This is a genomic window from Streptomyces sp. NPDC045998 (genome assembly GCF_056430285.1).
Map to the genome: position 1 here is coordinate 639,175 of NZ_JBWKLJ010000002.1, position 21,046 is coordinate 660,220.

General features: G+C 70.5%; 19 protein-coding genes and 1 pseudogene. 6 read left to right on the top strand and 14 right to left on the bottom strand.

What is annotated here, in order from left to right; all coding sequences use genetic code 11:
• Positions 1-103: 103 nt before the first annotated feature.
• Positions 104-1,063: an amidohydrolase family protein gene (locus AC07FJ_RS07870; RefSeq protein ID WP_479046466.1), complete on the top strand. Its 960-nt coding sequence runs from the start codon at positions 104-106 to the stop codon at positions 1,061-1,063.
• 247 nt (positions 1,064-1,310) lie between these two features.
• Here the strand turns inward: AC07FJ_RS07870 and AC07FJ_RS07875 are convergent, their stop codons facing one another.
• The 4 genes from AC07FJ_RS07875 to AC07FJ_RS07890 all read right to left on the bottom strand — a co-directional run bounded on the left by AC07FJ_RS07875 (position 1,311) and on the right by AC07FJ_RS07890 (position 3,315).
• Complete coding sequence (locus AC07FJ_RS07875; RefSeq protein ID WP_479046468.1) at positions 1,311-2,222, bottom strand: alpha/beta hydrolase fold domain-containing protein; 912 nt, start codon at positions 2,220-2,222, stop codon at positions 1,311-1,313.
• 96 nt (positions 2,223-2,318) lie between these two features.
• Positions 2,319-2,606 carry a DUF1427 family protein gene (locus tag AC07FJ_RS07880; RefSeq protein WP_479046469.1) on the bottom strand — a complete coding sequence of 96 codons (288 nt, stop codon included), beginning with the start codon at positions 2,604-2,606 and terminating at the stop codon, positions 2,319-2,321.
• Positions 2,603-2,749, bottom strand: a complete 147-nt coding sequence (locus AC07FJ_RS07885; RefSeq protein ID WP_479046471.1) for a DUF1427 family protein — start codon at positions 2,747-2,749, stop codon at positions 2,603-2,605. The genes AC07FJ_RS07880 and AC07FJ_RS07885 overlap by 4 nt, the downstream gene beginning before the upstream one ends.
• Before the next feature lie 5 nt (positions 2,750-2,754).
• A complete protein-coding gene (locus AC07FJ_RS07890) occupies positions 2,755-3,315 on the bottom strand; it encodes a quercetin 2,3-dioxygenase (RefSeq protein WP_479046473.1) in 561 nt (186 codons plus the stop codon).
• A 106-nt stretch (positions 3,316-3,421) separates the two neighbouring features.
• Here AC07FJ_RS07890 and AC07FJ_RS07895 point away from each other — a divergent pair, with 106 nt between their 5' ends.
• Positions 3,422-3,865: a MarR family winged helix-turn-helix transcriptional regulator gene (locus tag AC07FJ_RS07895; protein WP_479046475.1), complete on the top strand. Its 444-nt coding sequence runs from the start codon at positions 3,422-3,424 to the stop codon at positions 3,863-3,865.
• Positions 3,866-4,161: 296 nt separating this feature from the next.
• Here the strand turns inward: AC07FJ_RS07895 and AC07FJ_RS07900 are convergent, their stop codons facing one another.
• The 10 genes and pseudogenes from AC07FJ_RS07900 to rhaI form a co-directional block, all read right to left on the bottom strand.
• Positions 4,162-5,214: an MFS transporter gene (locus AC07FJ_RS07900; RefSeq protein ID WP_479046940.1), complete on the bottom strand. Its 1,053-nt coding sequence runs from the start codon at positions 5,212-5,214 to the stop codon at positions 4,162-4,164.
• A gap of 58 nt (positions 5,215-5,272) precedes the next feature.
• A pseudogene (locus tag AC07FJ_RS07905) lies at positions 5,273-5,512 on the bottom strand (MFS transporter); the annotation flags it as partial.
• A 499-nt stretch (positions 5,513-6,011) separates the two neighbouring features.
• Positions 6,012-6,272, bottom strand: coding sequence for a hypothetical protein (locus tag AC07FJ_RS07910; RefSeq protein ID WP_479046477.1), 261 nt, complete (start codon positions 6,270-6,272; stop codon positions 6,012-6,014).
• A 366-nt stretch (positions 6,273-6,638) separates the two neighbouring features.
• Positions 6,639-8,120 carry a peptidase M16 family protein gene (locus AC07FJ_RS07915; protein WP_479046480.1) on the bottom strand — a complete coding sequence of 494 codons (1,482 nt, stop codon included), beginning with the start codon at positions 8,118-8,120 and terminating at the stop codon, positions 6,639-6,641.
• 150 nt (positions 8,121-8,270) lie between these two features.
• Entirely contained in the window at positions 8,271-8,909 is a 639-nt protein-coding gene (locus tag AC07FJ_RS07920) for a LutC/YkgG family protein (RefSeq protein WP_479046482.1), read from the bottom strand.
• Positions 8,906-10,330: a LutB/LldF family L-lactate oxidation iron-sulfur protein gene (locus AC07FJ_RS07925; protein WP_479046485.1), complete on the bottom strand. Its 1,425-nt coding sequence runs from the start codon at positions 10,328-10,330 to the stop codon at positions 8,906-8,908. The genes AC07FJ_RS07920 and AC07FJ_RS07925 overlap by 4 nt, the downstream gene beginning before the upstream one ends.
• Positions 10,327-11,082 carry a (Fe-S)-binding protein gene (locus tag AC07FJ_RS07930; protein WP_479046488.1) on the bottom strand — a complete coding sequence of 252 codons (756 nt, stop codon included), beginning with the start codon at positions 11,080-11,082 and terminating at the stop codon, positions 10,327-10,329. Before AC07FJ_RS07930 ends, AC07FJ_RS07925 begins: the two co-directional genes overlap by 4 nt.
• Positions 11,082-12,611, bottom strand: a complete 1,530-nt coding sequence (locus tag AC07FJ_RS07935; RefSeq protein WP_479046490.1) for a rhamnulokinase — start codon at positions 12,609-12,611, stop codon at positions 11,082-11,084. The genes AC07FJ_RS07930 and AC07FJ_RS07935 overlap by 1 nt, the downstream gene beginning before the upstream one ends.
• A gap of 149 nt (positions 12,612-12,760) precedes the next feature.
• Positions 12,761-14,800: a bifunctional aldolase/short-chain dehydrogenase gene (locus AC07FJ_RS07940; protein ID WP_479046493.1), complete on the bottom strand. Its 2,040-nt coding sequence runs from the start codon at positions 14,798-14,800 to the stop codon at positions 12,761-12,763.
• A 108-nt stretch (positions 14,801-14,908) separates the two neighbouring features.
• Complete coding sequence (gene rhaI / locus AC07FJ_RS07945; protein WP_479046495.1) at positions 14,909-16,078, bottom strand: L-rhamnose isomerase; 1,170 nt, start codon at positions 16,076-16,078, stop codon at positions 14,909-14,911.
• A 189-nt stretch (positions 16,079-16,267) separates the two neighbouring features.
• Here rhaI and AC07FJ_RS07950 point away from each other — a divergent pair, with 189 nt between their 5' ends.
• From AC07FJ_RS07950 to AC07FJ_RS07965, 4 genes are all read left to right on the top strand, one after another.
• Complete coding sequence (locus AC07FJ_RS07950) at positions 16,268-17,284, top strand: LacI family DNA-binding transcriptional regulator (protein ID WP_479046497.1); 1,017 nt, start codon at positions 16,268-16,270, stop codon at positions 17,282-17,284.
• 387 nt (positions 17,285-17,671) lie between these two features.
• Complete coding sequence (locus AC07FJ_RS07955; RefSeq protein WP_479046499.1) at positions 17,672-19,120, top strand: ABC transporter substrate-binding protein; 1,449 nt, start codon at positions 17,672-17,674, stop codon at positions 19,118-19,120.
• Entirely contained in the window at positions 19,117-20,091 is a 975-nt protein-coding gene (locus AC07FJ_RS07960) for a carbohydrate ABC transporter permease (protein ID WP_479046942.1), read from the top strand. Before AC07FJ_RS07955 ends, AC07FJ_RS07960 begins: the two co-directional genes overlap by 4 nt.
• Positions 20,075-20,998: a carbohydrate ABC transporter permease gene (locus AC07FJ_RS07965; protein WP_479046501.1), complete on the top strand. Its 924-nt coding sequence runs from the start codon at positions 20,075-20,077 to the stop codon at positions 20,996-20,998. Before AC07FJ_RS07960 ends, AC07FJ_RS07965 begins: the two co-directional genes overlap by 17 nt.
• The last annotated feature ends 48 nt before the right edge of the window (positions 20,999-21,046 follow it).

A 21,046-nucleotide genomic window follows, 5' to 3' on the forward strand; every position in this document is an offset into this window, starting at 1 on the left:
CCCGCATCCGCCACACGACGCCTTCACACCCGGGTCTCGCCTGTTCCCGCCGGGCGTCACCTCACCGGAAGCTTGCCGCGCACCAGAGGGAGGAACACCCACCATGAGAAAAATCGCGATCGAAGAGCACTTCACCACCTCCGCCCTGGCCCACTACAGCCTGCCCGCCGCCGTCTTGTTCGACCCGCCCCAATGGGACGCGGCCATGAGGCACTTGCTGGACTTCACCGATGTACGCCTGCCCCAGATGGACGAGTGCGGCATCGACATGGAGGTACTGTCCCTGACCGCGCCGGGCATCCAGGCCGAGACCGACACCGCCCTCGCCGCCAAGCGCGCGGCACAGGCCAACGACTTCCTCGCCGAGGTCATCGGCAAGCACCCCACCCGCTTCTCCGGCTTCGCGGCACTCGCCCTGCAGGACCCGGACGGTGCCGCGGCCGAGCTGGAACGAGCGGTCACTCAACTCGGACTGCGCGGCGCGCTGATCAACGGACACACGCACGGTGAGTACCTGGACGCTCCGACGTTCTGGCCGGTGTGGGAACGCGCCGAGGCCCTCGGTGTGCCGATCTACCTGCACCCGGCGAACTCCTACGACGTGTGGCACAACCTGCGCGGCCACGAAGAGCTGATCGGGCCGATGTGGAGCTGGGGCGTGGAGACCGCCACCCACGCCCTGCGCATCCTCTTCGGCGGTGTCTTCGACCGCTTCCCCGCCGCCACCCTCGTCCTCGGGCACATGGGGGAAGGGCTCCCCGGCATACTGTGGCGCCTGGACAGCCGCTGGGGCTTCCTCGACCAACGCGGCATCAGTCTGGCCAAGCCCCGCCCCTCCGACTACATCCGCGACAACATGATGATCACCACCAGCGGAGTGTGCGCCCACGCGCCTCTGCTCGGCAGCCTGCTGGCGCTCGGCGCCGACCACATCATGTTCGCCACCGACTATCCCCTGGAAAGCAACCGCGACGCCGTCCGCTTCATCGAGACGGCACCGATCAGCGAGACCGACCGCGCGAAGATCTGCCACCTCAACGCCGAGCGCCTGCTCCGGCTCTGACCTGGCCACCGGTGGACTGGATCACGGCTTCGAGGCTGGACCCGCGGAGCCGGTTGGCGGTCGTGCCGGGCACGGTGACCCGGCAGACCGACGAGTGGACGGCCGGAAGGGCGTGCCGCCTTACCTGCCGGTCCGGATGACGTGTGCCCATGGGGTACGACGACGTCGAGTTCGCCGCAGCGGCCGCCCGGTTGACGCGGCAGCCGGCTGCGGCCACCGCCGGGCTCGGTCGGGCGAGTGGTTTCCGCTACGGGCGTGCGGATACGCGTGGGCCTGCGGTGCAGGTGCGGGCGAAGTCCACGGAGGCGGCGAAGTGCCGCTCGACGTCCGCGTCCGGCAGGCCCGCCCACCCGTGGTCGGCGCCCGGGACGGGCCGGAAGTCGGCGTGGCCGCCGGCGTCCCGTAGGGCGGCGGCGAGTTGCTCGCCCTGGGCGAGGGGGATGAGCGTGTCGTCGGTGCCATGGAGGATGAGGAACGGTGGCGCGCCGGCGGTGACGTGGGCGACCGGGCTGGCTGCGCGGGCCCGGTCGGGTGCCTCCGTGATCGCCGCCCCGATCAGCAGGGCCTCGCGGGTGGTGGGGTCGGCGGCGTCGTAGGCGCCGGGCCGGGAGTGACGTGGCAGGGTGGTCAGGTCGGTGGGCCCGTACCAGGCGATGCAGCCGCTGACCGGGGTGGTGAGGGCGAGCAGGGCGGCGAGGTGGGCGCCGGCGGATTCGCCCCAGCAGACGGTCCGAGCGGTGTCCAGGCGGAGTTCGCCGGCTCGGGCGTTCAGCCAGGCGAGGGCGGCGGTGACGTCCTCGAGCTGGGCCGGGTAGACGGCTTCGCCGCTGAGCCGGTAGTCGAGGCTCGCTACGGCGAACCCGGCCCGCGCGATGCGCGCGAAGGGGCTGGGGCTCCAGTGGCGGAAGCGCGGTCCCATGTCCGTACGCGTGCCCGCGCGCCAGCCCCCGCCGTGGATGTAGACGATGACCGGCAGCGGGCCCGGCGGCTCGTCGGGCATCCACAGATCGAGTTCGAGAGGGCGCACGCCCACGCGGTTGGCGTACGGGACTCCGCGCAGCAGCCATATGCCGGGGGCGGACTGTGCGGCGGGCGGGAGGGGCAGCTGTGCGGGGTTGGGTGGGGCGAGGAATGCGGCGAGGTCGGACGTCCGCGGCATGGGTGCCTCTTTCGGGGCTGCGGGTTCACGGGGGGCGAACGCGTTGAGACCATCAGATGGCGCCGTCGGGGTGAGCGCGAGCCTGCCCCTGTGGTCTCAATGAGGGCGCGAGGGAACGCGGGTGGTTTGGGGAGCCGCCTGCTGGGCGCAGCCGGGCTGCGGGGCTTCGGAACGCGTGCGGCGGCGGGTCAGTCGGGTACCGAGCGCCGTGGCCGCGCGTTCGCCGAGGCCGACACCTAGCAGTCCGGCCAGGCCGAGCAGGGTAGGCGCGGGTGCGGTGAGCCTCAGTGCCCAGCACATGGCGCCCATTGCCAGCCCCGCGGCGAAGGAGATCACGGCCCGGCGCGCGATCGCCACGGGGCGGGTCCGGTGTTCGGTGGTCACAGCGCTCCCAGTGCGGTCTGCCCGACGACCATGCCGAGCAGGCCGAACATGGCGACGAGCGGGGGAGCGGGGGCCTTCACCCGCAGCACCGCGTACAGGGCGCCGACCAGTGCCCCGGTCAGCAGCATGTGGACGTATGCCACCGAGGTCAGCTCCCGGTGCGCCACTGGTGGCCCGGCAGGAACCGCACGTCGTACTGCTGCGGTACGGTCCCGAACTTGGGCGGCTCGGGCACGTACGGCTCGCGCGGCAGGCCGAGTTCCCCGGTCGGGGTGCCGAGGTTTTCGAAGAAGCGCTCGAAGGTGCCGCCCGGCCCGGCGGCCACGCCGACGACCCGGCTGTGGTGGCGCTCGATGCGGTACGCGTGCGGGCAGTTCTTCGGTACGAAGCCGAAATCACCGGCGGTGAGCAGCTTCTCGTACTGCTCGCCCTCCAGGTCTTCCACGAACATCCGTACCGCGCCGTCGGTGATGTAGAAGACCTCGTAGGTGTCGGCGTGGGAATGGGCGGGGATGGTGTCGCCCTTGGGGCCCTCGACAGTGAAGAAGTTGAAGGTGTTCTCGGTCTGCTCGCCGCCTGCGTAGACGGTGATCAGGTCGGTGAACAGGTGGGCGCGGTCGCCCATGCCCTTCTCGATGAAGTAGGGCTTTCCGGGCTCGGCGGGTATGTGTGAGTCCGGGCGGTAAAGACGGGCGAACTCCATGGTCATGGATACCTCCGGCAACGAAGCGATGAACGTCAGGGTACCTGACATATGTCGGGAGGGCGCCCGCCCGCGCTGTCGATATGCTCGAAACCCCATCCCGCGAGGAGCCATGACCACCCCCGCCCGGAACCTGCCCCAGTTGCTCACGGAGGCCAAGCGCTGGTTCGAGGACGCGTTGCTGGCCAGCATGCGGGCTGCGGGCGAGCAGTCTGTGACCGTGGGACAGGCCGCTGTCTTCGCCGCCCTCGACGAGGAGGGCACTACGGTCTCTGAGCTTGCCCGCCGGATGGGCGTGACCCGGCAGACCGTTCATCAGGCGGTGCACGGCCTCATCGGCATGGGGCTGCTGGAGCAGGCGCCCGACCCCGCCTCAGCCCGCAGCCGCCTGATCCGCGCTACTGCCGAAGGTGCCCGTGTCCACCGGCGCGCTCAGGACACCATCGCCGTGATCGAAGACGTCCTCGCCGAACGCATCGGTGCCGCCGCCGTCAGTGTGCTGCGCGAGGTGCTGACCACCCCCATGGGGGAGCCGCCCTTGGTGGAAGCGCCCTGACCGGCGCTGGTCAGCCGGCGGTGGCGAGTACGGCGTCGCCGTATCGGGATCAGATAGCTGCCGTCGGCGAGCGAGACACGCACGATGTACGCGCTGGGTGCCGTACGCGCCCTTCCTGCGGGAGTCGGTCGACGTCGTCGAGGTGACCGGCTCGATGGGGGCGAGGACTTCGAGGTTCTGGTGCTGGGCGGCGCCAGGATGTGATGTGGCTGCGTCCGGGCGCGCCCACACCGCCGAGTACCGCGATGTCGTCACCTTCGCAGGGAGGCTCCCATGTCCTCCGTGCCGCCCGTGGTTCAGTCGGCCTGGCTGCCCGTGTGCTTGGGCAGGAAGAACATCAGAGCCCACATCGCGGCGAAGGCGCCGCCGACCCACCAGAGGACGTCGGTGAAGGCGTCGCGGTTGACCGCGCCGTCGGGTGAGCCGCCGGTGGCGGAGAAGAACACGAGGGCGGTCAGCGCGGCACCGAAGGCGATGCCGAGCTGGGTGGAGGTGTTGAACAGTCCCGAAGCCGAACCGGCGCTGGAGTGCGGGACGTTGGCGAGTGACATGTCGGCGATCGGTGCGCCGATCGTGCCGAAGCCGATGCCGAGCAGCAGGAGCGGGACGGCCGTCGCGAGGATGGTCAGGTCGGCCTGCCGACTGCTGACCTGCAATCCGTACACCACCATCGAGGTAAGTGCGACCAGCGCTCCGGCCTGGGGCACGCGCCGTCCGAAGCGCACGACGGTCTTCATCGCGATCACCGCACCGGCCAGCTCGCCGAGGGCGATGACCACGAAGGCCAAGGCCGCCTCCAACGGGCTCATGCTCAGGCCGCGTTGCAGGTACAACGTCCAGGTGGTGAAGAACAGGCCGGACAGCAGGCCGAGCGTCAGTTGCGCGGACAGGCCGCCGGAGAACTCCTTGCCTCGGAAGAGCGACAGGACGACGAGCGGAGCGTCGTCTTTCCTGCGCTGCTGGTGGCACAGGAAGAGGCCGAGCATGAGGAGACCGCCAACCAGCATGGCGAAGCTCCACAGCGGCCAGTGATGGGCGTGCCCCTCAGTGAGCGGGAAGACGATCAGCACCATGGCCGACGCGGACAGTAGCATGCCGGGGACATCGAGGCGCTCGGGCTTGTGTGCGGTCGACTCGCTGATGAACTCGCGTCCGAGGATGATCACGGCCAGGCCGATGGGCACGTTGATCAGGAAGACCGGCCGCCAGGACAGCCCGAACAGGTCGGCGTGGGTGACCACACCGCCCAGGGCGGGACCCGTGACGGCGCCGACCGACAGGACGGCACCGTAGAGGCCGAACGCCTTGGTGCGCTTCTCGCCGTCGAAGGTGACGTGTACGGTCGCCAGGAACCTGCGTGATCATGACGGCGGCGCCGCCGCCCTGCAGCACGCGGGCGGCGATCAGCGTGCCGGGGCCGGGTGCGATGCCGCACAGCAGCGACGCCAGGGTAAACACGGCGGTGCCGATGAGGAGGACCTTGCGCCGACCGTACGCGTCACCGAGCCTGCCGCCGGTGATCAGCCCGAGGGCGAAGGTCAGCGCGTAACCGGAGGTCAGCCACTGCACCGCGGCCGGTCCGGCGCCGATCGACTCCTGGATGGCCGGAACGGCGGTCAGGACGACCGTCTGGTCGAGGGTGTCCATGAGTTCGGCGGACAGGACGACCACGAGGGCGATCCTGGCGGCCAGGGGCGTCTTCGCCGAGGTGCCGGACGGGGCGTGAGCCGGGGACTCGGGGGTGTGCTGCGGCTCGCTGCCGAGCGCGGGGGAAGCCACGAGGGGACTCCTATGTGCAGGAATCGGGGAACTCGCCGTCAGCCGCGCCGGGGGAGGAACACACGAAACCCGGGGCAGTCGGCAGAGCTGCACCCGGGGAATGACAGGAAACTGCGGGGGTGGGTGACGCGACTCAGGCCAGTGCGACGTCCGCCCCCGGACACGTTCCAAGATCAGAACGTGGGGGAATGCGGACGGCTACAGGGCCTGGGAGATACGTCGTCACCTCGAAACCACTACGGAAGGAACAAAGAAGTCAGACCCGCCCCGAAGGGGACTTCGGGGCGCGGACCCATCCACGGTACGGCATCTCCCGACCTGTGCGCACGCCGCGCGGGCTTCGTTCACGGGGCGGGCCGGACCCGCGTCAGAGGCTTTTGAAGGACGGGTCGGCCCTATGCGAAAGGCAGGGCTGGGTCGCGCACGGGCCCTGTGGGTACGCCTCCGAGGGGCGGCCGCACGGCCAGGCGGCCATGGCCGTGAGCAAGGTGGTCTCCACCAGCCTGTACGCGCCTTCGGTGCCGAGTTCGGGAAGATACCACTGGACCAGCTCGACCAGGGTCTGCGTGCTCTGCCAGGCCGCGTGCTTCTTTGCCCGGCCTCCTTCCGGGCACGCCGCATGGATCACGCGGCGCTACTACGAGCTGACGCCTGCCGGCCATCGCGCGCTTGACCAGCGCACCACCGAGTGGCCCCGCTTCCACGGTGGACCTACTCGCCCGAGGGGGCGGGAGCTCACCCAGTCGGCGAGTGTGAGGTTGTGAACGCCGTCGCCACGTAGGCGACGCCCGGCCACCCGATGGCAGGCCGTCGCCCTGCGCCGTCGGCCCCGGTTGCGCTACGGCGGCCGGACACGGGCCGCCAGAGCCGACGGGCGTCGGCGCTGCAGCATGGGCATGGGAACGGTGCGCGGCGCGGCCTGGCTCGTCCGCTGCCCCTGCAACGCTGCAACGCTGCAACGCCTTCTGGGCCCGACAGCCGGCCAGGCTTGCCCCTATTGCTTCTCGGGGTCTCGCGGTGTCAGGGCCGAGGCCTCGTACGCGAGGCCGGTCGGCACCGCGGCGTCCACGGCCCGGATCACCTTGGCGCACCCGCTGTACTTCTGGGGCGACAGCTCCATCAGGCAACCGGACGCCCCGAAGAGCGTGCGGTCGTCGCCGTCTCTCTCCACGCCGACGATCTCGTCGAAGCGTATGCGGTGCAGTCGTCCGTCCCCGTCGACCTCCGCCACGCCGTCGCCGGTCAGCACCAGCCGGGAGCGGCGCGCCGCGCCGTACCTCGCACGCGCCAGCAGTGGCGGCCGGAACACCTCGCCTGCCGGCAGCCCGTCGTGCTCACAGCAGGCCCCTCGAGGCAGCGGCGATCCGTCCAGGGCGGCCAGCCGGGGCTCGACATCCGGCGCCACGGCCAGCTGCGCGGTGACCAGGGCCTGCGCGAAGCAGGCTCGTACGTCCTCGGGTGCTACGGCACGAAGGGCGGCCAGCCGGGCTGCGGCGTCCCGTGACGGCAGTCCGAACAGAAGGGAAGCGGCAGCCATGTCCAGCTCCGCCTCCACGGCGCGGGGGTGAGCGTAGCTCTCCCGGAAGCCCTCGATCTCCTCCTTGAGCTCGTCCTCGGAGGGCAGCTCCCGGCCCAGGCGCAGCGCCTCCTGCCAGAGCAGCTCCGCTATCTCGGCTTCCTGCCCGGGGCGGGAGTCCAGTGAGAGCAGGGTGTCCAGGGTGTGCTCGTCACGCAGGCTCGACTCGACCTGGACCGCGTAACTCAGGCCCCGGCGGTGCCGTGCGAGCTCGGTGAGCCGGTGCTCGAGGAGCGCGACGCCGAGAGCGGCGGCCGCTGAGCCCAGGGGCATGGTCAGGGCGATGGCGGCGCCCTCGATCGGTGCCTCGTCCCAGGACGCACCGGTACGTGCGGCCGGGGTCGTGCGGTGCGGCGGCCGGCCCTCGGGCAGTGGGAGCCGCAGGTCCTGGGGCGGAGGGCCGGTGAGTTGGAGGACGGCGTTGGCGCGGGTGAAGTACGCGGCGGCGTGGGCCTGGACGGTGTCCGCGGAAAGCCGGTCGTAGCCTGGCCCGGTGTAGGGCGCAAGGCCGGGACCCCGGGCCCCGAACCGCTGGTTGAGCAGGAAGGCGGCGGCCGGGGACGTGACCGAGGACGCCTCGGCGGTCAGAATGCCCGCCTCGTGCTGGATCCGGTCCAGCGGCAGGTCGGACAGGCCGGCGCAGACCGCCGCCAGGAAGGCGGTGATCTGTTCCGGACCTCCGGAAGCGGTGAAGCGGGTGGCTTCCAGGTCGACGGAGGCGTTGTGTTCGTGGTGCAGGCGGGGCAGCGTGCTCATCACCAGGTGTTCGATGAGGTGGGTGACACCGATGGTGCGGAAACTCTCGTCCCGGGCACCGCACCCGAAGGTGAGCGTCGCGCTGAGGGGAGCCGGGCCCGGGGCCCACAGGACGGTGACACCGTCGACGGTGGTGCGCTGCATGGGCCCGACTTTACCGACAGCCCGCGCCGGCCCCGCGCCCGCCCCGCGCCCGCCCTGCGCCCACCCCGCGCCCGCCCCGCGCCGGGCCTACGACAAGAGCGCCCAGTCCTACGAAGGCGCCGTCACCGCTGCTGTGGGAGCAACGACGTCTTAGCCGGTGACGATCACCACATCGAGTCGTCGTGGGCCGTGCACGCCTTCGACGCGGGCGAGTTCGATGTCGCTGGTGGCGGAGGGGCCGGAGATCCAGGTCTGGGCGCGGGTCGGGTCGAGGCGTGGCAGGGCCTGGGGGACGGAGGCGACGACCTGGTCCTTGGCGCGTACGACGCAGACGTGTAGGTCGGGGACGAGAGTGAGGGCGCGGCGGCCCTGGCCGGGGCCGCCGTCCAGGACGATCGTGCCGGTCTCGGCGATGGCGAGGGCGCAGCCGGTGATCACGGCGTCCGTGGTGTCCAGTTCGTGTGGCGTGAGGGTGGCGTCCGCGTCGTGGTGCTGCTCGGCCGTCGTCGCGGACAGCCACACGGCGGGCAACCCGGGAGGCACGGCGACGGTGTGGGCGTCGTGCCGGTCGAGGAGTTCCGCCACCAGAGCGGGGAGCCCGGTCTCCGTGGTGCGATGAACGCTCGCGCGGTAGTCGGCGAGGTTCTCGTGGAGGAGGTCCAGGATGGTGTCCGGGGTGTCGGGGGTGTGGGTGGCGAGGTAGTCGCGTGCCGGTTCCGGGGCGAGTGGCGCGTCGGCGAGTGCCCGGCGGATGCGGTCCAGGACGCGTTCGCGGGAGTTCTGCTTCACGTGCGGTTCTTCTTCCACCAGTCACGGAACGGTTCGGCGGGCATCTCGGGCAGGTCGCGGCTCTCCGACCACGGGCCGACGCCCGGCCCGGGCAGCTTCCTCGGATGCAGCGCGCGCGTCCTCGACGCGACGCGCTCGCCGGCGGCGAGAACGCCGGGGTGGTCCAGGACCCAGCCGGCGGCCTTCATCGCGGCCTTCTCCAGCCGGTGTCCCTTCCCGCCCTCCCCGGCGACCTTCTCGCGGAGGTGGACCAGGACCTCGGGGATGTCGATGGCGACCGGGCACACGTCGTAGCAGGCCCCGCACAGGGAGGAGGCGTACGGGAGGGAGGCGTCGATCTCGCTCCGCGTGCCCCGTAGTTGGGGGGTGAGGATGGAGCCGATCGGGCCGGGGTAGACGGAGCCGTACGCGTGGCCGCCGGTCCGCTCGTACACCGGGCAGACGTTGAGGCAGGCGGAGCAGCGGATGCAGCGCAGGGCCTGGCGGCCGACCTCGTCGGCGAGGGTGTCGGTCCGGCCGTTGTCGAGGAGGACGAGGTGGAAGGCCGTCGGCCCGTCCGCGTCGGTGGTTCCGGTCCACATGCTCGTGTACGGGTTCATCCGCTCGGCCGTCGAGGAGCGGGGGAGCGTCTGGAGGAAGACCTCCAGGTCCCGCCAGGTGGGGACGACCTTCTCGATGCCGACGACGGAGATGAGGGTCTCGGGGAGGGTGAGGCACATGCGGCCGTTGCCCTCGGACTCGACGACGACGAGGGTGCCTGTCTCGGCGACCATGAAGTTCGCCCCGGAGATCCCGACCTTCGCGCGCAGGAACTTCTCCCGCAGGTGCAGCCGGGCCGCCTCCGCCAGTTCGGCCGGGCTGTCGGTGAGGTCGTCGGGTGCCTCCCGGCCCCACGTGCCCATCTCCGTACGGAAGATGTCGCGGATCTCGCCGCGGTTGCGGTGGATCGCGGGGACGAGGAGGTGGGAGGGCCGGTCGTCGCCGAGCTGGACGATCAGCTCGGCGAGGTCGGTCTCGTAGGCCCGGATCCCTTCGGTCTCCAGCGCCTCGTTGAGGCTGATCTCCTGTGTGGCCATCGACTTGACCTTGACGACCTCCCTTTCGCCGGTCGCCTTGACGAGGTCCGTGACGATCCGGTTGGCCTCGGCCGCGTCCGCCGCCCAGTGCACGGTGCCGCCGGCCGCGGTGACTGCTTCCTCCAGCTGGAGCAGGTAATGGTCGAGTCTGCTGAGGGTGAGGTCCTTGATCTGCTGGCCGGCTTCGCGGAGCCCGGCCCAGTCCGCGAGTTCGGACACCGCCACGGCTCGTTTGTCGCGGATGGTGCGGGTGGCGTGGCGCAGGTTGGCGCGCAGGGTGTCGTTGCGTACGGCGTCGTGCGCGGCCTTGGGGAAGGCCGGCATGCCGATGAAGGTCCCGCTCATGCCAGTGGCTCCTCTTCCGTGCTCGCGAGGATCTCGGCGATGTGCAGGGCGCGTTGCGGGGCGTCAAGGCGGCGCAGCATGCCGTCGAGGTGCATCAGGCAGGAGTTGTCGGCGCCGCACAGGATCCCGGCGCCGGTGGACAGGGAGTTGCGGATCTTGTCGGCGCCCATGGCCGCCGACACGTCCGGGTTCTTCACCGCGAAGGTGCCGCCGAAGCCGCAGCACTCCTCCGCCCCGGGCAGCTCCACCAGCCTCAGGCCCTTCACCGCCTGAAGGAGGCGGCGGGGGCGTTCCCCCAGGCCGAGCACGCGCAGGCCGTGGCAGGAGGGGTGGTAGGTCACCTTGTGGGGGAAGTACGCCCCCACGTCCGTCACGCCGAGGACGTCGACGAGGAACTCCGTCAGTTCGTACGTCCTCGGGACGAGGGAGGCGGAGGCCTTGGCCAGCGTGTCGCCGCGGCCCTCGGCGCGGGCCTTCCGGGCGATCCTCGGGTAGGCGTCGCGGACCATGGCGACGCAGGAGCCGGACGGGGTGACCACGTGGTCGTAGCCCTCGAAGGTGCGGGCCATTCGGTGGACCAGGGGTTCGGTCTCGCGGCGGTAGCCGGTGTTGTACGGGGGCTGGCCGCAGCAGGTCTGGCCGGCGGGGAAGTCCACCGCGACGCCGAGGCGTTCGAGGAGTCTGACGGTGGCGACGGCCGTGGAGGGGTGGATCGCGTCGTTGACGCAGGTGACGAAGAGGGCGACGCGCATCAGGGGTTCCTCGGGGCGCGGTCGAGTCGGGCGGCGGCCGCGTTCCATGCGGCGGGGTCACCCTGGGGGGCGTAGTGCCGCAGGTGCTGTGTGGAGGCGATCAGGCGGCGCATGTCGGCGAGGTCGCCGACCAGGCCCGCGGCGCGGGCCTGGACGAGGATGTTGCCCAGTGCGGTGGCTTCGGTGGGGCCGGCGATGACCGGCAGGCCGGTGGCGTCGGCGGTGAGCCGGCAGAGGAGGTCGTTGCGGGAGCCGCCGCCGACGAGGTGGATGCGGGTGATGTCGCGGTCGGCGAGCTCGGCGGCCTGGCGCAGGGTGCGGCGGTGGGCGAGCGCCAGGCTTTCCAGGATGCAGCGGACGACTGCGCCCCGGCTGCCGGGAACGCGCTGCCCGGTGCGGGCGCAGTAGTCCCGGATGCGGGCCGGCATGTCGCCGGGGGCAAGGAACTCCGGGGCGTCCGGGTCGACGAGGGAAGCGAAGGGTTCGGCACGGGCCGCGTCGGCGAGGAGCGTCGGGATGTGGGTGGGCGGGTCCTCCCTCCCCCAGGTGCGCCGGCACTCTTCGAGCAGCCACATGCCCATGGTGTTGCGCAGGTAGCGCACGGTGCCGTCGACGCCGCGTTCGTTGGTGAAGTTCGCGGCCCGGGAAGCCTCGCTGAGGACCGGGGTGTCGAGTTCGAGGCCGGCGAGCGACCAGGTGCCGCACGAGATGTAGGCGAAGCCGGGTTCGGTCGCGGGCACGGCGACGACCGCGGAGGCGGTGTCGTGCGAGGCGACCGTCGTCACCGGCGTCCGGGGATCGAGCCCGGTGTACGCGGCGACGTGGGGCAGCAGGGTGCCGGCCGGGTCGCCGGGCGCGCGCAACGGCGGGAAGAGGCCGGGATCGAGAGAGAGCCGGTTCATGAGGTCCTTGGACCAGGTGCCGGTGCGGGCGTCGAAGAGGCCGGTGGTGGAGGCGTTGGTCTCCTCGGCTCCGATGGACCCGGTCAGCCAGTGGATCAGCAGGTCCGGGATGAGCAGCAGCGTGCGGGCGGCCCGTCGCTGGGCGGTTCCTTCGGTGGAGGTGAGCTGGAAGACCGTGTTGAACGGGAGGTGCTGGAGGCCGGTGATGCCGTACAGCTCCTCGGGCCCGACCTTGGCCCAGACACGGGCGGCGGCGCCGTCGGTCCGGTCGTCGCGGTAGTGGAACGGGTGACCCAGCAGGGCTCCGTCCGTGTCGAGGAGGCCGTAGTCCACGGCCCAGGTGTCGACGCCGAGGGAGGCGACGCCACCGCAGCGGGCGGCCCCGCGCAGCCCGTCGAGGACGCCCTGGAACAGGGCGAGGGTGTCCCAGCGCAGACCGTCCGGCAGGCGCACGGGTGTGTTGGGGAAGCGGTGGACCTCGATGAGGTCGAGGTTGTCCGGACCTACCCGGCCGACGATCACCCGTCCGCTGGTGGCGCCGAGATCGACCGCGGCGAAGGCGGACGCGAAGGAGGACGACGGGGGAGTGGTGGTCACGTGGATACCTCTCCGGTGCGGGCGGCTCATCGAGGAGCACAGGGGGAAGAAGGGGCGGACCGGCGGCGCCCGGCGGGCACCGTGTGGGGGCCGGTTCCCGTACGGCGTTGCGCCGCCGGTCCGCGGAGGCACCTGGGGCGAGTGCGTCGGCAACCCGCCCCAGGGCGCTCAAAGGGGCCTCAGCGAAGGAAGGCCGCGGCGACGCCGGCGTCGACGGGGACGAGCAGGCCGGTGGTGTGGGTGAGGTCGCCGCCGGTGAGGGCGAAGACCGCGTTCGCGACGTGCTCGGGCAGGACCTCGCGCTTGAGGAGGGTGCGCTGAGCGTAGAACTCGCCGAGCTTCTCCTCCTCGATGCCATAGGTGGCGGCGCGCTGGGCGCCCCAGCCTGCGGCGAAGATGCCGGAGCCGCGCACGACCCCGTCGGGGTTGACGCCGTTCACCCGGATGCCGTGCTCCCCCAGTTCGGCGGCGAGGAGCCGCACCTGGTGGGCCTGGTCGGCCTTGGTGGCGGAGTAGGCGATGTTGTTCGGGCCGGCGAAGACGGCGTTCTTGGAGGCGATGTAGACGATGTCGCCGCCGAGGCCCTGCTCGATCATGACGCGCGCGGCCTCGCGGGAGACGAGGAAGGAGCCCCGCGCCATGATGCCGTGCTGGAGGTCCCAGTCCTGCGCGGTCGTCTCCAGCAGGGGTTTGGAGATCGAGATGCCGGCGTTGTTGACGACCAGGTCGACACCGCCGAAGGCGAGGACGGCCTCGCGGAACACGGCGCTGATCCGCTCCTCGGACCTGACGTCCACGGTGGCGGCCACGGCCTTGTCCGGGCCGCCCAGCTCCTCGGCCACGGCGGCGGCGTTCTCGCCGTTCAGGTCGGCGACCACGACACAGGCGCCCTCGGCGACCAGCCGGTGCGCGATCGCCTTGCCGATGCCCGAGCCCGCACCCGTCACCAGAGCGACCCGGGCGGCGAGGGGCTTCGGCTTCGGCAGGCGCCGCAGCTTGGCCTCCTCCAGCTCCCAGTACTCGATCCGGAACTTCTCCGCCTCCTCGATCGGCGTGTACGCCGACACCGCCTCGGCACCGCGCATGACGTTGATCGCATTGACGTAGAACTCGCCCGCCACGCGTGCGGTCTGCTTGTCCTTGCCGAACGAGAACATGCCGACGCCGGGAACGAGGACGATCGCCGGGTCGGAGCCGCGCATCGCGGGCGCGTCGGGGCCGGCGTGCCGCTCGTAGTAGGCGGCGTACTCCTCCCGGTACTCCGCGTGCAGCTCCCGCAGCCGGGCCACGGCCTCGTCCGGCGGAGCCGTGGGTGGCAGGTCCAGGACCAGTGGGCGCACCTTCGTCCGCAGGAAGTGGTCGGGGCAGGACGTGCCCAGGGCCGCCAGGCGCGGGTGCTGGTCGTGGGCGAGGAAGTCGAGGACGACCTCCGAGTCGGTGAAGTGCCCCACTTGCGGGTGGTCCTGGGAGGCCAGACCGCGGATCACGGGTGCGAGCGAGGCGGCCCGCTCCCGGCGCTTCTCCTCGTCCAGCGCCGCGTAGCCTTCCAGAGGCGAGCCGAACGGCTGCTTCCCGCCCCGCTCGGTGAGGAATGCCTCGGCCGTGCGGATCATCCACAGGGCATTCGTCTCGCACTCCTCGGAAGTGGTGCCCCAGGCGGTGATCCCGTGCCCGCCGAGGACGACGCCGACGGCCTCCGGGTGGGCCTCCTTGATCGCCGCGATGTCCAGACCGAGCTGGAAGCCGGGCCGGCGCCACGGCACCCACGCCACCTTTCCGCCGTAGCACTCCGCCGTCAGCTTCTCGCCGTCGGCGGCGCAGGCGAGGGCGATGCCGGAGTCGGGGTGCAGGTGGTCGACATGCCGGGCGTCCACCAGGCCGTGCATGGCGGTGTCGATCGACGGGGCGGTGCCGCCCTTGCCGTGCAGGCAGTAGTCGAAGGCGCCGACCATCTCGTCCTCGCGCTCGACACCGGGGTACACGTCCTTCAGCGCCCGCAGCCGGTCGAGGCGCAGCACGGCCAGGCCGGCCTCGGTGAGCGTGCCGAGGTCGCCGCCGGATCCCTTCACCCACATCAGCTCCGTGTCGGAGCCGGTGACGGGATCGGTGCCCCTGCCCTTGGCGGAGACGTTGCCGCCGGCGTAGTTGGTGGTGCGGGGGTCGGAGCCCAGCCGGTGCGCGCGGCCGAGGAGCGCGGGGACTTCGGGGTGGGTGGCCATGTGCGATCGGTCCTTCGGAGTCGACGTGCGCGGGAAGGGGGAAGGAGGGCGCCCCGGAGGGGCGGGCGTCCTACGGTCCTGCGGACGGAGCCCTGGGAAGCCGGGCGGTCAGGCTCCCCAGCCGGCCTGCTCGCCACCGACACGGTCGGTGGCGATCCGCTCCTGCCACCCCGAAGCGGCGTACGCGGCGACGGGGTCCGGTGCGAGCCCCTGTTCCTCGCGGACTTCGCGCAGCAACGGGCGTACGTCGCTGTCGTACGCGTCCATCAGCACGGCGTTCGCGGCGAGGACGTCACCGTCGCGCTGGGCGGTGGCGAGCGCGTCGACGTCGACGAGGAGGGCCTTGGCGGTGGCCTCCTGGACGTTCATCACGGAGCGGATCACGGCCGGGACCTTCGCCTCGATGTTGTGGCACTGGTCGAGCATGAAGGCGACGTTCGCGGCCGGGGCGAGGCCGCCGTTCTGCGCGACCTCGTGCATGATCCGGAACAGCTGGAAGGGATCGGACGAGCCGGCCATCAGGTCGTCGTCGGCGTAGAAGCGGGAGTTGAAGTCGAAGCCGCCGAGCTTCCCCTCGCGCAGGAGGAAGGCCACGATGAACTCGATGTTGGTGCCCGGCGCGTGGTGGCCGGTGTCCACGACGACCTGGGCCTTGGGCCCGAGCTTGAGACAGTGGGCGTAGGACGTTCCCCAGTCCGGGACGTCGGTGGTGTAGAAGGCCGGCTCGAAGAGCTTGTATTCCAGGAGGAGGCGCTGTTCGTCGCCGAGCCGCTCGTACACCTCGGCGAGAGCAGCGGCGAGACGGTCCTGGCGCGTCACGACGTCGTCCTGGCCCGGGTAGTTGGTTCCGTCGGCGAACCACAGTTTCAGGTCCGACGAGCCGGTCGCGTCCATGATGTCGACGCACTCCAGCAGGTGGTCGACGGCCTTGCGGCGCACCTTCGCGTCCGGGTGGCAGACGCTGCCGAGCCGGTAGTCGTCGTCCTGGAAGGTGTTGGAGTTGATCGCCCCCAGCCGCAGGCCGCGCTCCTTCGCATACGCGGCGAGCTCGGCGTAATCGTCGACACGGTCCCAGGGGATGTGAAGGGAGACCTTCGGGGCGATGCCGGTGAACTCGTGCACCTTCGCGGCGTCGTCGAGCTTCTCCCACGGCGTCCTGGGGACACCGGGCTGGGCGAACACCCTGAAGCGGGTGCCCGAGTTCCCGTAGCCCCAGGAGGGCGTCTCGATGGTCTGGGCCTTGAGCACGGCCTTCACGGCGTCCCGCACGGCAGTCATGGGGCAACCTCGCAACCAGGGCCGCGCTCTACCGCGTCGGCGTCATGAATCGTTTCATCGACACCGAAGCACGCATGTGTGGGGCGGTCAATAGTCCCAGCAGAACATGGTGAAAGGATTCACCCCGGGGGGTGTGGGGGCGGCCTAGGATGGCGAGCGCACGGATCCGAGGCGAAAGGGCGGTCGGCAGTGGTGGGCATCAAGGACGTGGCGCGCCAGGCGGGCGTCTCCGTGGGGACGGTCTCCAACGTCCTGAACAGGCCCGAACGTGTCTCCAGTGAGGTCCGGGCCCGTGTCCACGCGGCGATCGACCTGCTGGGGTACGTCCGCAGTGAGTCGGCGCGGCAACTGCGTGCCGGACGGAGCCGCATGCTCGGGCTGCTGGTCATGGACACCAGGAACCCCTTCTTCGCCGTCCTCGCCCAGGGCACCGAGCGGGTGGCCGTCGAAGCGGGCCTCGGTGTGATGGTGTGCAACAGCGCCGAGAGCGCTGCGGCCGAGCAGGCCTACCTGTCGTTCTTCGTCGAGCAGCGCCTGCGTGGTGTCGTGTTCGCGCCGGTCGCGTCCGACGGTGAACCGTGGGGGGCGCTGCGACGCGCGAACATCCCGTTCGTCATCGCCGACCGGGCGGTCGACGCGCAGACGGCCTGTTCCGTGGCCGCCGACGACGTCCTGGGAGGCAAGCTCGCGGGCCGGCACCTGCTCGCCGCCGGCCATCGGCGTATCGCCTACGTGCGTGGCCCCGGTCATCTGCAGCAGGTCCGGGATCGGCGCGAGGGCCTTGTCCGCGCGGTGGAGGAGTCGGGGCTCGGCGCCGACGCGATCGTCGACATCCCCGTCGAGAAGCTGGACGTCGGCGCCGGCCGGGACGCCGGGGCCCGGCTCATCGGCCTGTCCCCCCGGCCGACGGCCGTCTTCTGCGCGAACGACCTCCTGGCCCTGGGCGTCATGCAGACGGCCTTCGACACGGGCGTGCGTGTCCCGGACGACCTTGCCGTCGTCGGCTACGACGACATCGAGTTCGCGGGGGCGAGCCTCATCCCGTTGACCTCGGTACGCCACCCGGCCGCGGAGATCGGCCGTCTCGCGGCACGACTCCTGCTGGAGGAGCTCGAGCCGTCGGACCCGGAGCACGGCCATCGGCACACCGGCATCGTGCTCCAGCCGGAGCTCGTCGTGCGCAGGTCGAGCATGCCGCGGCCCTGACCTGGGTCTGCCCCGTGGTCCCGCCGCGCAGCGTCGAGAACTGCCGCCGGCGCGGGCGGGCGTGCGCCGGGCGAGCCGGGCGAGCCGGGTGAGGACGCGCATCGCGTCGTCCCGCTCCTCGCCGGGGAGGAGACACCAGCCTCGTGCTCCTCATGCGGCCCGCCCCCTGCGCCGCAACAGAGTTTTGTGTGAATCCCGTCACAGTATTGACAGTGGCTGGATCGCGGACCTAGGTTCACGCCCAGCCAATTGAAACGATCCAGAGCGTCTTTGGGCACCACTCCCGGACTGCACAGTCGCGGGGCCAAGAAGGGTGTACGCATGCTCAGATGGGGTTTGAGCGAACGATCACGCAGCGGATTCCCACGGTCGCCGGGTTCGGCCGCGGTGCGCCTGACCGCGACCACCGCGGCCCTGGCGTTGAGCCTGACCGCCTGCGGTTCCGGCGCGGACGATTCGTCGTCCGGGGACACCGTGACCATCACCCTGGAGGGCCCGAACCAGTGGAGCGAGAGCGGTTCGTCGTTCGGGAAACCGTGGGAGGAGCTCGTCGCATCCTTCCAGAAGGCGGAGCCGAACATCAAGGTCAAGACCGTCGTGCTGCCGCTGAACAGCTTCGCGCAGACGATCTCCACGCACCTCGCCGCCGGTACCGCACCGGAGTTGGTGTTCAGTCAGGTGCCTCACAAGCCGCACATGGTGCACGCCCTCGACGAGTACCTCGCGCAACCCAACCCCTACATCACGTCCGGACCGGGGAGCGAGAAGTGGGCCGACGCCTTCCGCAAGCGCTACTACGGGCTTGAGAATCCGGCGCTCCGGAACGCTGAGGGCAAGCTGGAGTTCGTCCCCTTCAACCTGGCCGGGACCGGGCTGTTCTACAACAAGGAGGCGTTCGGCAAGGCCGGACTGACGGGGCCGTTCAAAACCTTCGAGGACCTCATCGACGGGTGTGCCAAGCTGAAGGGGGCCGGCTACACACCGCTCGCGATGGACCGGTCCGACCTGGGCCCCGACTGGACGATGACCGCGATCAGCGGGATGTTGCTCGACAAGCACGTCGACCGGCTCAACGTCTACACGGCGGACGGCAAGCCCGGAAAGGCGACCTCGGCGACGGGCGAACCCGTCGTCACCAACAAGTCGCTCGCCAAGGCCGTGCTCTCCGGCGATCTGACGCCGAAGACGCCCGAGGCCGCCGAGTCGCTCAAGCTCCTCAAGAAGGTGTGGGACTCCTGCGTCGACAAGCAGTGGTCGGGCAACACCGAGGGACTCAACGGTGCCGTGGTCGGACTGCGTGACTTCGCGGCCGGCAAGGCCGGCATGGCGTGGGGGGTCAACTTCGGTATCACCTCCTTGCAGGACGTGACGTTCGACTTCGCCAGCATGCCGTTCCCGCAGATCACCAAGGAGTCCACGCCGCTCGCCCAGGGCGCTCCGGCGAGGTTCGGGGCAGGTGTCGGCGGCACCAACTACATGATTCCGTCGACCGTCAAGGGCAAGAAGCTCGAAGCGGCCGTGAAGTTCCTGCAGTTCGTCAGTTCGCCGGAGAACGCGCAGCCCTGGCTGAAGGCCACCGGTGGCATCCCCGCGGTCGAGGGCGCCTCCGGCGCCGACGAGACGAAGATGTTCGCCGAGGGCAGCTGGGGAGACCCGGTCCCCCTGGCCATGCCCATCGGGCCGCCGGGTGTGACCAGGCTCAGCCTCGTCGAGGGATGGCTGCTGGGCACGAAGTCACTGCCGGAGCAGCAGCGTTACCTCCAGGACCTGTGGATCAAGGGGCAACGCCAGGCCGTCAAGGACGGCAAGTGGGGGAACGAGCCTTGGGCGAAGTGAAGACCGGCGGAAACAGAGGGCGGGCGACCCGGCCGGTACCGGACGAGGCGCGACGCCCGGAAGGAGGAACGATGACGAGGGGCGGGAAAGGCGTTCCCTGGTTCGCCTATCTGGCCCTCGTACCACTCTTCGCGACGCTGGCCGTCTTCGCCTACTACCCGGCGGCGAGCGGAATCTGGCACTCGTTCTACGAATGGCGGCCGGGCTTCGACTCGCCCTTCATCGGACTGGACAACTACAGGGCCATGCTGGACGACGACCTGTGGTGGCGGTCGTTCCGCAATCTCGGGGTCATCTTCGTCTTCGGCATCACCGTGGCGTGGGCCATTCCGCTGCTCGCGGCCGAGCTCATCATCAGCCTGAAGAGCAAGCGCGCGCAGTTCTTCTTCCGCACCGCCCTGATCGCGCCCATGGCGTTTCCCGGAGTCGTCACGGTCCTGCTCTGGGCGGCGATGTACGAACCCAACAACGGCGTCGTCAACCGCCTCCTGCGAGCCGTCGGACTTGACGCCCTGGCACAAAACTGGGTGGGCGATCCGCAGTTCGCGCTGCTGTCGCTGCTGTTCATCGGTTTCCCCTTCGTCGCCGGACTTCCGTTCCTGGTGTTCCTCACCACCCTGCAGAACGTCCCGGCCGAGGTGTTCGAGGCAGCCGCCCTCGACGGCTGCGGCCGGCTGCGGCGGTTCTTCGCGATCGACCTTCCGCTGATGGCGAGCCAGCTCAAACTGCTGGTGTTCCTGGCGACGATCAACGTCCTGCAATACGGCTTCGCGGCGTACCTGCTCACCGGAGGCGGGCCCGACAACGCGACCGAGGTACCGGTGCTGCGCATGCTCGGAGTGGCGTTCCAGGGCAGCGAGTGGGGCTATGCCGCCGCGCTGTCCACCACGCTGTTCGTCATGACGATCCTCCTGAGCATCGTCATCGTGTTCGTCAGAAGAGAGGACCGGGCCGATGTCCGTCGACTCTGAGGTCCAACTCCGCCTGCACAGCGCCCCGGACCGGAGCGAACCGGGGCGAACCACGGTGGGGCCGGCCACGTCGCGCGGACGCCGGCGAGGCGACCAGCTCGCGATCAAGGGCGTGCTCAGTGTCATCGCGTTCGTCGGGCTCTTCCCGTTCCTCTTCATGCTCATGACGTCGCTGAAGACCAACCAGCAGTACTACGAGTCGTGGTGGCTGCCCAGCCTGCCGTTCCACTTCGACAACTACGCCAGGGCCTGGGAGCAGATCCAGCCGTACCTGGTCACCTCGGTGGTCGTGGCGATCGCCTCCAGTGTCGGAGCGCTCGCGCTGTGCATGGTGGCGGCGTTCGTCTTCGCCCGTTACGAGTTCTTCGGAAGGAACGTGCTCTTCGGGCTGGTCGCGGTGCTGCTCATGGTGCCGGGCATCTCCAGCCTGATCCCGATGTTCGTGCTCATGCGCGACATGGGTCTGCTCAACACCCGCATCGTGCTCGTCGTCCCCCACCTCGTAGGCGGCGCGGTGCTGGGAACTCTGCTGATGAAGACGTTCGTCGAGCAGCTGCCGCAGGAGCTCTTCGACGCCGCGCGCGTGGACGGCGCCGGTGGACTGCGGATGTTCGTCTCCATCATGGTTCCGTTGTCGCTCCCCGTCGTCGGAACCGTCGCGCTGGTGACCGTGATCGGCGTGTGGAACGACTTCTTCTGGCCCCTGCTCACCGTCACGGAGAACGATCTGCGCACCGTGTCGGCGGGGCTGCAGTTCTTCCAGACCCAGCACGCGACGGAATACGGCCCGCTGTTCGCGGGATACGCCCTCGCGAGCATCCCGCTGCTCCTGCTCTTCGTGTTCCTGTCCAAGCATTTCCTCGCCGGAATGCAGGGCGGCCTTGCGGGCGGCGGCACCGGAAAGTAGACCCCGGCCACGGCCGATCGGCGCGGGCCGAACGGCCACCCCCGCCGG